General features: G+C 73.1%; 14 protein-coding genes. 10 read left to right on the forward strand and 4 right to left on the reverse strand.

Annotated features, from left to right (window positions below):
- The coding region (locus ACTZWW_RS21785) for a hypothetical protein (protein WP_444783066.1) at positions 1-297 on the forward strand (297 nt) is incomplete at its 5' end.
- A gap of 32 nt (positions 298-329) precedes the next feature.
- A complete protein-coding gene (locus ACTZWW_RS21790) occupies positions 330-593 on the forward strand; it encodes an RNA-binding S4 domain-containing protein (protein ID WP_444783067.1) in 264 nt (87 codons plus the stop codon).
- A 31-nt stretch (positions 594-624) separates the two neighbouring features.
- On the opposite strand, the gene ACTZWW_RS21795 is transcribed toward ACTZWW_RS21790, so the two are convergent.
- Positions 625-1353 (reverse strand): Crp/Fnr family transcriptional regulator, encoded by a 729-nt coding sequence (locus ACTZWW_RS21795; RefSeq protein ID WP_444783068.1) that lies wholly within the window; start codon positions 1351-1353, stop codon positions 625-627.
- Between the two features lie 393 nt (positions 1354-1746).
- Here ACTZWW_RS21795 and ACTZWW_RS21800 point away from each other — a divergent pair, with 393 nt between their 5' ends.
- Complete coding sequence (locus ACTZWW_RS21800; protein ID WP_444783069.1) at positions 1747-2370, forward strand: hypothetical protein; 624 nt, start codon at positions 1747-1749, stop codon at positions 2368-2370.
- Here ACTZWW_RS21800 and ACTZWW_RS21805 read toward each other — a convergent pair.
- Positions 2359-3096 carry a response regulator gene (locus tag ACTZWW_RS21805; RefSeq protein ID WP_444783070.1) on the reverse strand — a complete coding sequence of 246 codons (738 nt, stop codon included), beginning with the start codon at positions 3094-3096 and terminating at the stop codon, positions 2359-2361. The genes ACTZWW_RS21800 and ACTZWW_RS21805 overlap by 12 nt on opposite strands.
- A gap of 182 nt (positions 3097-3278) precedes the next feature.
- Between ACTZWW_RS21805 and ACTZWW_RS21810 the strand changes: the two genes are divergently transcribed.
- From ACTZWW_RS21810 to ACTZWW_RS21840, 7 genes are all read left to right on the forward strand, one after another.
- On the forward strand, positions 3279-3896 hold the full coding sequence (locus tag ACTZWW_RS21810; protein WP_444783071.1) for a sigma-70 family RNA polymerase sigma factor: 618 nt from the start codon (positions 3279-3281) through the stop codon (positions 3894-3896).
- A 156-nt stretch (positions 3897-4052) separates the two neighbouring features.
- Positions 4053-5474, forward strand: a complete 1422-nt coding sequence (locus ACTZWW_RS21815; protein ID WP_444783072.1) for a mannose-1-phosphate guanylyltransferase/mannose-6-phosphate isomerase — start codon at positions 4053-4055, stop codon at positions 5472-5474.
- Between the two features lie 8 nt (positions 5475-5482).
- Positions 5483-6982 (forward strand): phosphomannomutase/phosphoglucomutase, encoded by a 1500-nt coding sequence (locus ACTZWW_RS21820; RefSeq protein ID WP_444783073.1) that lies wholly within the window; start codon positions 5483-5485, stop codon positions 6980-6982.
- A gap of 74 nt (positions 6983-7056) precedes the next feature.
- A complete protein-coding gene (gene kdsA, locus ACTZWW_RS21825) occupies positions 7057-7932 on the forward strand; it encodes a 3-deoxy-8-phosphooctulonate synthase (RefSeq protein ID WP_444783074.1) in 876 nt (291 codons plus the stop codon).
- Positions 7929-8921 (forward strand): KpsF/GutQ family sugar-phosphate isomerase, encoded by a 993-nt coding sequence (locus ACTZWW_RS21830; protein ID WP_444783075.1) that lies wholly within the window; start codon positions 7929-7931, stop codon positions 8919-8921. Before kdsA ends, ACTZWW_RS21830 begins: the two co-directional genes overlap by 4 nt.
- Positions 8922-8983: 62 nt before the next feature.
- Positions 8984-9226: a type II toxin-antitoxin system Phd/YefM family antitoxin gene (locus ACTZWW_RS21835; RefSeq protein ID WP_444783076.1), complete on the forward strand. Its 243-nt coding sequence runs from the start codon at positions 8984-8986 to the stop codon at positions 9224-9226.
- On the forward strand, positions 9223-9648 hold the full coding sequence (locus ACTZWW_RS21840; protein ID WP_444783077.1) for a type II toxin-antitoxin system VapC family toxin: 426 nt from the start codon (positions 9223-9225) through the stop codon (positions 9646-9648). Before ACTZWW_RS21835 ends, ACTZWW_RS21840 begins: the two co-directional genes overlap by 4 nt.
- Before the next feature lie 64 nt (positions 9649-9712).
- Here ACTZWW_RS21840 and ACTZWW_RS21845 read toward each other — a convergent pair whose 3' ends face one another.
- On the reverse strand, positions 9713-9928 hold the full coding sequence (locus ACTZWW_RS21845) for a type II toxin-antitoxin system Phd/YefM family antitoxin (RefSeq protein ID WP_444783078.1): 216 nt from the start codon (positions 9926-9928) through the stop codon (positions 9713-9715).
- A gap of 56 nt (positions 9929-9984) precedes the next feature.
- On the reverse strand, positions 9985-11217 hold a 1233-nt coding region (locus ACTZWW_RS21850), incomplete at its 5' end, for a S8 family serine peptidase (RefSeq protein ID WP_444783079.1).

The following is an 11217-nucleotide window of genomic DNA, read 5'->3' on the forward strand; positions in this document are numbered from 1 at the left end:
GGCCAGGGCCGTCGGGAGGCGCCCGGCGAGGGCCGCGACGAGCGCCGCGCGGGCGGCAGGGAAGGCGGCCGCGACGGCGGCAAGGGCGGTTTCGGCAAGGGATCCGGCGGCGCGGGAAGCGGGTCGGGCGGCGGGCGCAAGGACGTCTTCCGCGGGGCCGACGCGCCGCGCGGCGGCGGCAAGGACCGCGGCGGTCCCCAGCAGTCCCGCCCGCCCCGCCGCGAGAAGCAGGCGGACCCCGATTCGCCCTTCGCGAAGCTCGCCGCCCTGAAGGCGCAGCTGGAGGAGAAGAAGTGATGGGCCGCGAAGGCGCCGGCCGAGCCTGAGCCGTGCGCGAGGATCGCCAGCGCCTCGACAAGTGGCTCTGGTACGCGCGCTTCGCGCGCACCCGAACGCTCGCGGCGCGGCTCGTCGAGAGCGGGCACGTGCGTGTCAACGGCCAGCGGCAGACGAACCCGGCCAAGGCGATCGCCGTCGGCGACGTCCTGACCGTCGCCGCGCCCCATGTCACGACCGCCGTCCGCGTCCTCGACCTCGGCGAGCGCCGCGCCTCTGCGAGCGAGGCGCAGGCGCTCTACGAGGCCGCGGTCTGACGGGGGCGCGTCGTCTCGATCATCGTCGGTGTCAATGGAGCCGCCCGGCCGGGAGCCACAGGCCGGGGCCGACGGCGAGCCGCGCCTGCCGGGAAACCTGGGCCGGCGCATCGAGGCCGCCGAGACGCCGCAGCGCATCCGGATCGAGGACGACCAGGCGTTCCGGCTCGGCGAGACGCGCCAGGCCGCCCTCCTCCAGCGTGGCCAGCGCGTGCCCGAGCGTCTCGACGCCGATGTCCAGATGATCGGCGATGTCGGCGAGGGGCATCGGCAGGGGGACGACGGCGCCCTGCGCGAGCGCGACGCCCCGTCGGCGGCAGAGCCGCGCGACGAAGCGCGCCAGCCGCTCCGTGGGCGGCCTGGCGAGGGAGACGAAATCCCGCATCCCCGCGCCCGCGATCTCCTCGCGCAGGTGCGCGACGATCGGCGCCTGCAGCGCACGGTCCGATGCCGCCAGCGCGTAGAGCCGCGCCCGCGGCATGCGGCGCAGCGCGAGGGGCACCACGGCCTCGCCGGTGAAGGCGTACGAGTCGACGCGTGCGAGGCCGACCACGTCTGCGGGAAACAGAAACCCGTCGACGGCCCGGCGCCCGTTACGCAGCGCCCGCTGGAGGCGCGCCACGCCCGCTTCCACGAGAAACACGTCGACAGCCGGCTCGCCGGCGCGGACGAAGGCGCGACCGGGGGGAAACCGCTCGACCGGGCAGTCGCAGAACGCGGCCGCGAGCGCGTCGTCGCGACCGTCGGGACTCTCGGGCATCGGGGGCGCCTCTCCTGACGCGGGGGGCGCGCACCGCGGCCCTCGCGGGTCGCCCGCACTCTAGCGGGGCCGGCCGCGGGTGTCGCTCTTGGGCCGCGTCGGCCGGGCCAGGCGCGGAATGGCACCCAACGCCCTGAAGAGAAAGCCTTTCTCGAGACCGAGTGCCGTGGGCCATGCCCGCTCGTCACACTTCCTCACGTTTCGGCGCGCATCGTCACGCTCGAGACCGGGTTCGGATCATGCGCCCGTGCTCATCTGCGCGCGGATTAAAGACCTGGACGACGCCGCCGGCGGTGGCGCGATCCCGAAGACGCCCTATACTGGCTGCGAGCCCGTCCGCGTCCTGCGCCGGGCGCTCGCCGGCTCCGAGCCCTCGCCCCGACGCCCGCTACCGTGACGACGACCACCCGCCCCGACATCCTCGCCGCCGACGGCATCCTCTCCGCGCTCGAAGGCGTCGCCTACGCGACGTCCGACGACGGCACGATCGTCGCCGTCGGCGGACGCAACTGGGACGCCTCGCTCGCACGCAACGGAGGCAGCGAGGAGTTCGGCGCGCAGGCCGTCGTCGGCCGCAACCTGTTCGACGTCATCCAGGGCGAGGACGTGGCCCGACGCTACCGCGACTGGATGAGGGCGCTGCGCTACGAGCGTGCCGACGTCGCGTTCACCTATCGCTGCGACGCGCCGCACGAGCGCCGGGAGCTGCGCATGGCGATCACCCGCGTCGAGCGAGACGGGCGTCACGCGGGGTTCCTGTTCCACTCCACCGCCCTGTCGAGCACCCGGCGCCCGCCGATCGACCTCTTCGACGTCGAGGCGCAGCTCGCGGCGCGGCGCGCGGCACTGAAGAAACCGCACGTGACGCTGTGCTCGTTCTGCCACGCGGTGCATGCGGGCGTGCACGAGCTCGCGTCCTGGCTCACCCCGGAGGCGTACTACGCGGCCGGCGGCTCGTCGGACGTGCGGATCAGCCACGGCGTCTGCCCCGATTGCACCTCGAGCCTACCGGGCTGAGGCGACCGGCTCGCGCGTCACGCGGCCGGCGAAGACGTAGCCGACGCCGCGCACGGACTTGATCAGCTCCGGCACCCTGGGCCGCGGCTCGATCTTCTTGCGCAGGCGCGCCACCTGGGCGTCGATCGTCCGGTCGTAGGCGGCCCAGTCGCGCCCGCGCGTGAGGTCCATGAGCCGGTCGCGATCGAGCACGCGCCCGGCGTGCTCGAGGAATACCGTCAGGAGCGCGTACTCGCCGCCGGTGAGCCGAACCTCCTCGCCCGACGGCGCGAGGAGGCGGCGGCATTCCGGATCCAGCGTGAAGCCGTGGAACCGCACCAGCGCGCCCTGCGCCGGCTCGGGCGGCGGCGCGCGCGGGGCGAGGCGGCGCAGCACGGTCTTGATGCGCGCGAGCACCTCGCGGAGGTGGAAGGGCTTGGCGATGTAGTCGTCGGCGCCGACCTCGAGCCCCACCACACGGTCGACCACGTCGCCACGGCCCGTCACCATGATGATGCCGACATCGGAGCGCTGCCGCAGCTCACGGGCGAGGATGAGCCCGTCGTCGTCCGGCAGCACGAGATCGAGGAGCACGAGGTCCGGCGGATCCGTCTCCATCACGGCCCGCATCGCAGCCCCGCCCTCCGCGGCGCTCACGCGGAAGCCCTCGTCCGCGAGGTAGCCCGTCAGCATCTGCCGTATGCCGGGGTCGTCGTCGACGACGAGTATGTGCTGCGAGGCGCTCATCTCTGCTCGGGTCCGCTCGCGGGCGAGCCTAGCAGCAACCCGCCGGCGGCGGCACCCGCGACTTTCCGAGGGTCGCGGCCGTTACACTTCGTCACGAAACGCCACCGATCGGCAGCAACGTGCGGGGACGCGCCGCGCGATAGTGGGCCGGCTCACCCCACGGCCGAGGAGGGTCGCGCTCCATGTCGAATTCGATCGATCGGTGCCGCATCCCCTCCGGCCGCGAGACGCCCGGCGACGCCGCTCCGGCATCGCGCGCCGTCGAGGAGGGCCTGCGCGCGGACCTGCTCGCGACCACGCCACACCTGCGCGCCTACGCCGTCTCCCTGTGCGGCAGCCCCGACCGCGCGGACGATCTCGTCCAGGACACGCTCATGCGCGCGCTCGCCAAGCTCGATCGCTTCGAGCCGGGCACCAACCTGCGCGCCTGGCTGTTCACCATCCTGCGCAACCTCTTCTTCTCCGAGCACCGCAAGCGTCGCCACGAGGTCGAGGACGTCGACGGCATCTACAGCGAGCGGCTGACGACGCTCCCGGCGCAGCAGTCCCGGCTCGATCTCGAGGATTTCCGGCTGGCGCTGACGCGGATCTGCCCGGAGCAGCGCGAGGCGCTGATCCTGGTCGGCGCCGAGGGGCTGAGCTACGAGGAGGCGGCCGGCATCTGTGGTGTCGCCGTCGGCACGATCAAGAGCCGCGTCCACCGCGCCCGCCTGCGCCTGGCGGCGCTTCTCGGCCTCGCCGGCGACGAGGACTTCGCACCCGACCGCTCCTTCCGCGCGGTGCTGCCGAGAGCCGCGTGAGAGCCTGCGCCCCGGCCGAGACGCCCCCTCCTCCGGTCGCCGCGGCTGCACGCCCGGCCCATCCGTGTTAAGCACGCCGAAAGCCCGCGTCCGCTAAAGCGATGCGTGCGGTTCCCCGACGCGAGCCCGCGCGGCGGCGGCCGGACGGAGGACGAGATGGCGCGCATCACCCCCTTGATCATGGCCGGCGGCGCCGGCACGCGGCTGTGGCCGGCCTCGCGCACCGGCGCTCCCAAGCAGTTCATCCAGCTGCTGGGAGCGCGCTCGACCTTCCAGGATACCTGCCTGCGCGTGGCCGACCCGGAGCTGTTCGGCCCGCCGATCGTGATCACCAACCACGACTACCGCCACCTGGTCGCCGACCAGCTCGCCGCGATCGGCGTCGCGGGCGAGATCCTGCTCGAGCCGATGCGCCGCGATTCCGGCCCGGCGATCGCGGCGGGGGCGGCCTTCCTCGCGGCGCAGGAGCCGCAGGGCCTGATGCTGGTGCTCGCCGCGGATCACGTGGTGCGCGACGAGGAGGCCTTCCGCAGCGTGTCGCGGGCGGCCTCCGCGGCGGCACGCGAGGGCGCCATCGTCACCTTCGGCATCCGCCCGGACCGGCCCGAGACCGGATACGGCTACATCAAGCCCGGAGCGCCCACCGTCCACGAAGGCGTCCACGCGCTGGACGCCTTCGTCGAGAAGCCCGACGCCGCGCGCGCCGCGGACTACGTGTCCTCGGGCTACCTCTGGAACTCGGGCAATTTCCTCTTCCGCATCGACACGCTGCTCGACGAGTACGCCCGCTTCGACGCGGGCAGCGTCGAGGCCGCCCGCGCGGCGGTGGCGGGGGCCACGCGCGATCTCGGCTTCACCGTGCTCGACGCCGACGCCTTCGCGCGCACCACGGCGCTGTCGATCGACTACGCCGTGATGGAGAAGACCGACCGCGCCCGGGTCGCGCCCGTGTCGATGGGCTGGTCGGACGTCGGCTCCTGGCATGCCGTGTGGGAGCTGTCCGAGAAGGACGGCACGGGCAACGCCGCTCATCTCGGCGAGCGCGGCGAGGCGGTGTTCCTCGACGCCCGCGACAACTACGTGCGGGCCGAGGATCTCGTCTGCCTCGTCGGCGTCTCGAACCTCGCCGTGATCCAGACCCGCGACGCCACGCTGGTGTTCGATCGCTCGAAGCCCGAGAGCGTCAAGGCCCTCGTACGTGAGCTCGAGCGGCGCGGGCGCGCGGAGGTGCACGACCATACGGAAGTGTTCCGCCCCTGGGGCTCCTACCAGGGCGTCGACCGCGGCGAGCGCTTCCAGGTCAAGCGCATCGTGGTCAAGCCCGGCGGGCGGCTGTCGCTGCAGAAGCACTTCCACCGCGCCGAGCACTGGATCGTGGTGCGCGGCACCGCCCTCGTCACGGTGGGCGAGACCAAGACCCTCGTTCACGAGAACGAATCGACCTTCATCCCGCTCGGCGCCGTCCACCGCCTCGAGAACCCCGGCAAGATCCCCCTCGAGCTGATCGAGGTCCAGTCCGGCTCCTACCTCGGCGAGGACGACATCGTGCGCCTGGAAGACGTCTACAACAGGACCTGACGCGACCCATGCTCCCGACCCCGCAGCCGGCGCTGGCGCCGAACACCTACGCCTACGAGACGACCCCGCTCGTGAAGCCCACGGGCTTTCGCGAGTACGACGCGCGCTGGCTGTTCGGCTCCGAGCTGAACCTGATGGGCGTGCAGGCGCTCGGTCTCGGCATCGCGCAGCTCGTGCACGAGCGCGGGGTCGCGCCCGAGATCGTGGTCGGCCACGACTTCCGGTCCTACTCCGCCTCGATCAAGCTCGCGCTCGTCGCCGGGTTGATGGCGGGCGGCATGCGCGTGCGCGACATCGGCCTCGCGCTGTCGCCGATGGCTTATTTCGCGCAGTTCGCGCTCGATTGCCCCTGCGTGGCGATGGTCACCGCCTCCCACAACGACAACGGCTGGACCGGCGTGAAGATGGGGCTCGACCGCCCCCTCACCTTCGGTCCCGACGAGATGAGCCGCCTCAAGGAAATCGTGCTGTCCGGCGCGGCGCCGGCGCGGCCGGGCGGTGCCTACGACTACGTGGAGGGCTTCGCGCAGGCCTATCTCGACGACCTCGCGCGCGGGCGCTCGCTCACGCGCAGGCTCAAGGTGGTCGCCGCCTGCGGCAACGGCACCGCGGGCGCCTTCGCGCCACGGCTGCTGGAGCGGCTGGGCTGCGAGGTGATCCCCCTCGACTGCGAGCTCGACCATTCCTTCCCGCGCTACAACCCCAACCCCGAGGACATGGACATGCTCCATGCCCTCGCCGACGAGGTCCGGCGCACCGGCGCGGACGTGGGGCTGGGCTTCGACGGGGACGGGGACCGCTGCGGCGTCGTCGACGAGACCGGCGCGGAGATCTTCGCAGACAAGATCGGGGTGATGCTCGCCCGTGATCTGGCCGGTCTGCACCCGAACGCCCGATTCGTGGTCGACGTGAAGTCGACGGGCCTGTTCATGACGGACCCGGAGCTCGCGCGGCTCGGCGCGACGACGGACTACTGGAAGACCGGCCACAGCTACATCAAGGCCCGCGTGAAGCAGCTCGGCGCGCTCGCCGGCTTCGAGAAGTCCGGCCACTTCTTCTTCGGCGCGCCGGTCGGGCGGGGCTACGACGACGGGCTCGTCACGGCGATCGCCGTGCTCGAGATGCTCGACCGAAATCCGGGCCGCACGATGAGCGACCTCTACGGCGCGCTGCCGAAGACCTGGGGCTCGCCGACGATGTCGCCGCACTGCCCCGACGAGGTGAAGTACGACGTCGTCGCCCGCGTGACCGCCCGCATCCAGGCCATGCGCGAAGCGTCCGAGCCGATCGCCGGCACCCCGATCGCGGACGTCGTCACCGTCAACGGCGTGCGCGTGACGCTCGAGGACGGCACCTGGGGCCTGGTGCGCGCCTCCTCCAACAAGCCCGAGCTCGTGGTCGTGGTGGAGAGCCCGGTCTCGCGGGCGCGTCTCGAGGAGATGTTCGCCGCGATCGACGCGATCCTGCGCGAGAGCCCCGAGGTCGGCGCCTACAACCAGACCATCTGAGGCGCGCGGCAGGTGGGTTCGGGGCGCCGCGACGGCGCTTTGACCGGCGCCGCGAAACCGGCTAGAGCCGCGCCATGGCACATCCCGCTCCCGCCCCCGTCGTCGCCGCCGGGTCCGTGCGCTTCGGCAACGCCCTGCCGCTCGCGCTGATCGCCGGCCCCTGCGCCATGGAGAGCCGCGCGCACGCCCTCGAGACGGCGGCCGCGTTGAAGGAGATCTGCGGCCGGCTCGGCCTCGGGCTCGTCTACAAGTCCTCCTTCGACAAGGCGAACCGCACCTCGGCGGGCTCCGCCCGCGGCATGGGGATCGCCGCCGCGCTGCCGATCTTCGCCGAGATCCGCGAGAGCCTGGGCCTGCCCACCCTCACCGACGTGCACGAGGCCGGCCAGTGCGCCCCCGTCGCCGACGCGGTGGACATCCTCCAGATCCCGGCCTTCCTCTGCCGCCAGACGGACCTCCTCGTCGCGGCGGCGAAGACGGGGCGTGTCGTCAACGTCAAGAAGGGCCAGTTCCTGGCGCCCTGGGACATGGCGAACGTGATCGACAAGGTCGTGGGCGCCGGGAACCCCAACGTGCTCGCCACCGAGCGCGGCGCGTCCTTCGGCTACAACACGCTGGTCTCCGACATGCGCGCGCTGCCCATCATGGCGGCGACCGGCGCGCCGGTGATCTTCGACGCCACGCACTCCGTGCAGCAGCCCGGCGGGCAGGGCACGACGTCCGGCGGCCAGCGCGAGTTCGTGCCGGTGCTGGCCCGCGCGGCGGTGGCGGTGGGCGTCGCGGGCGTCTTCATCGAGACGCACGAGGCCCCCGAACGCGCGCCATCCGACGGCCCGAACATGGTGCCGCTCGCGCAGATGGAGGATCTGCTGGCCGAGCTGATGGCCTTCGACGCGCTCGCCAAGGGGCGCGTCGAGGAGCGCATCTCGCGCGAGGCCGCCGCACGATGAGCGCCGCCGCGTCGCCGGCGGCCGGCGCCGATCTGCTCGCGCCCGCGCTGCGCACTATCGCCGTCGAGCGCGAGGGGCTCGCGGCGCTGGAGGAGGCACTCGCGAACGGCCTCGGCGCGGCCTTCGCCGCCGCGGTGACCACGATCAAGGATCGGCCCGGCCGCGTCATCGTCTCGGGGATGGGCAAGTCCGGCCACGTCGGGCGCAAGATCGCCGCGACCCTCGCCTCCACCGGCACGCCCGCCTACTTCGTGCACCCGGGCGAGGCGAGCCACGGGGATCTCGGCATGATCCTGCGTGAGGACGCGATCCTCGCGCTCTCCTGGTCCGGCGAGACCGGGGAGCTCTCCGACCTCATCGCCTACGCCAAGCGCCACGGCGTCCCGCTCGTCGCCTTCACGGCGAACGCCGACTCGACGCTGGGGCGCGCCGCAGACATCTGCCTCGCGCTCCCCAAGGCCAAGGAGGCCTGCCCCAACGGGCTCGCGCCCACGACCTCGACGACGATGCAGCTCGCGCTCGGCGACGCCTTGGCGGTGGCCCTGCTCGAGGCGCGCGGCTTCACCGCGCAGGACTTCCGCCTCTACCACCCCGGCGGCAAGCTCGGCGCGCTTCTGAAGACCGCCAAGGACATCATGCACGTCGGCGAGCGCCTACCGCTCGTGCCGACCGGCACACCGATGAGCGCCGCGCTCGCCGTGCAGAGCGAGAAGAGCTTCGGCTGCGTCATCGTGGTCGACGCCGAGGGCCGCCTGCTCGGCATCGTCACCGACGGCGACGTGCGCCGCCACATGGCCAACGACCTGCTCTCGCGCACCGTCGACGAGGTGATGACGAAGCGCCCCCTCACCATCGGCCCGGACATGCTGCTCGGCGAGGCGCTCGAGCTGGTCGAGAGCCGCAAGGTCGCCGCCCTCGTCGTCGTGCGCGACGGGCGGCCGGTGGGGCTGGTGCACGTGCTCGACCTGCTGCGGACGGGGGCGGCGTGAGGCGCCGTTGACCGGCCGATCGTTGCGGCTCATCGTGCGCGAGAGCCGAAGGAGCCGCCCTCATGCCGGACGTGACCGTGGACGAAATCCGTGAGCGACTGGCCGAGCTGATCGCCCGCGCTCGAGCCGGCGAGGCCGTGACCATCACCGACGGCGGCGAGCCAGTGGCGCGGCTGTTGCCGCCGGAAGAGACCGACTGCGCACGCAGGCCCGTCGACCTGCAGATGCTGCGCGCGCTCACCCGCGAGATGCCGGAGAGCGCCGAAGGCGTCGTGCGTCGGATGCGGGACGGGGATCGGTATTGAGCGTCTATCTCGACACGTCCGTGGTGGTGGCCGCTCTCACGAAGGAATCAGCCACGGCGCGGATCCAACATTACATCGCGCAGATCGACGTCGGAGCACTTCTCGTCAGCGACTGGGTCGTGACGGAGTTCGCATCGGCTCTCGCCATGAAGACGCGAACCGGTTATCTCGGGATCGATGATCGTCGTCGGGCAAGCGACGCATTCGACCGACTGCTCCTCGACAGCTTCGTCAGGCTCAGCGTCAGAGCAGCCGACTTCAGCCGTGCAGCGGACCTGGTGGCGAGCGATGCTCTCGGGCTGCGCGCTGCCGACGCGCTGCACCTCGCGATCGCCGATCGCGTGGGCGCCGAGCTTCTCACGCTGGATAGGAAGCTGGCCGGCTCGGCCGCCGCGCTCGGCATGCGTGCCCGCGTGATCTGAGCGGCTCGCGCCGCAGCGACGACGCTCTCCTCGTTCGAGGCGTGCGGGCCGAGAACCGCCTACCCTACCGTCGGCCCTCCCACCCGCCCAGTTCCTCCTCGCTCATCGGCTCCAGGAAATCAGGGCCCGGCCCCACCTCGGGCAGGACGCCGAATTCGAAGCGCTCGCGGACGATGGGGACGAGCTCGACGACCGGCTCGCGCCCGCGGCGGATCACGACGCGCTCTCCGGCGAGCGCGGCTTCGATCAAGCGCGACAGCTGCGCCTTCGCGTCGCGCACGCAAACCTCCATCGTACCCTCCCCCGAGATGCTTCTCTTCTGACCATATGCCCTCCTCACCTGACATCCACCACCACCTCCCCATCCGCCGCCAGCCGTTCCGCCGCCGCGAGCGGGGCGACCAGACCGTGGCCGAAGGCGGGGTCGCGGCCGGTCTCGCCGAGGTCGACGGCGGCGTCGGCGAGGGCGGCGCGGACGGCGTCGGCGCCCGCCCGCGGATCGCGCTCGAGCACCAGCGCCGCGGCCGCGGAGACGTAGGCGGCGGCGAGCGACGTGCCCGAGCCGAGCGCGTAGCGCCCGCCGGCGGCGGGCGTGAGCAGATCAACGCCCGGCGCGGCGAGGGCGACGTATGCGCCGCGGTTCGCCGCCGCCCAGAGCGCGTCGCCCTCGTCCGTCGCCGTGACGGCGACGACGGCCGGATGCGACCCCGGGAAGGCCGGGGGCGCCCCCGCGCCGTTGTTGCCCGCCGCCGCGACGAGCACGACGCCCCGCTCGCCCAGTATGTCGAGCGCCTGTGCCACCAGCGGGTCGGCGCCGCCGGCGAAGCTCATGTTGATCACCCCCGCCCCCTCCCCCGCGGCGAGGTCGAGCGCGCGCAGGAGGCGGTAGCTGGTGCTCGCGGGGAGACCATCGTCCGGAGCGGCGTCGAAGGCCGCGATGGCGAGCACGTCGGCGGCCGGCGCGGCACCGCGCAGCAGGCCGGCGCCGGCGATGAGCCCGACGACCTGCGTGCCGTGGTCCATCGGCGCCGGCGCGGCCGCGTCGAGGACGCTCGCCGCCCGCACCGGCGCGGCCGCGAGCTCGGGATGAGCGAGGTCCGCCGCCGTGTCGATGACCGCGATCAGCGTGCCGCGCCCGGCCTCCGGTGGGGCGGGGTCGAGCCCGAGGCGGGCGAGCGCGTACTGCGCCCCCGCCTGCGTGCGGTAGATCCGGTTCGGCCCGGCGAGCGCGACCCGTGCGTCGCCGGCGAGGGCGGCGAGCACGGTCTCGACGGTGCGCGCGTCCTCGATGCGCAGGCGCAGCACACGCGCGCCGACGAGCGCGAGATCGATGCTCTCGACGAGGACGAGGTCGTTCTCGGCCGCGAGCGCCGCGCCGGCATCGGCGTCGAGCCCATCCGCGAGGGTCGCGACGACGACGCGCGCCTCGACCGCATCGGGATCGAAGGCACCGCCGGCGTGGGGCTCGGGGGCGGCGAACGAGCCGATCCGCGGCGGCGGCAGCGGGGCGCCCGCGCCGATGACGGCTCGCGGGGGCGGGGCGGCCGGCGTGCGATCGACGGCGCGGGG

This window comes from Salinarimonas sp. NSM, assembly GCF_052380005.1.
In the GTDB taxonomy this organism is placed as follows: domain Bacteria; phylum Pseudomonadota; class Alphaproteobacteria; order Rhizobiales; family Beijerinckiaceae; genus Salinarimonas.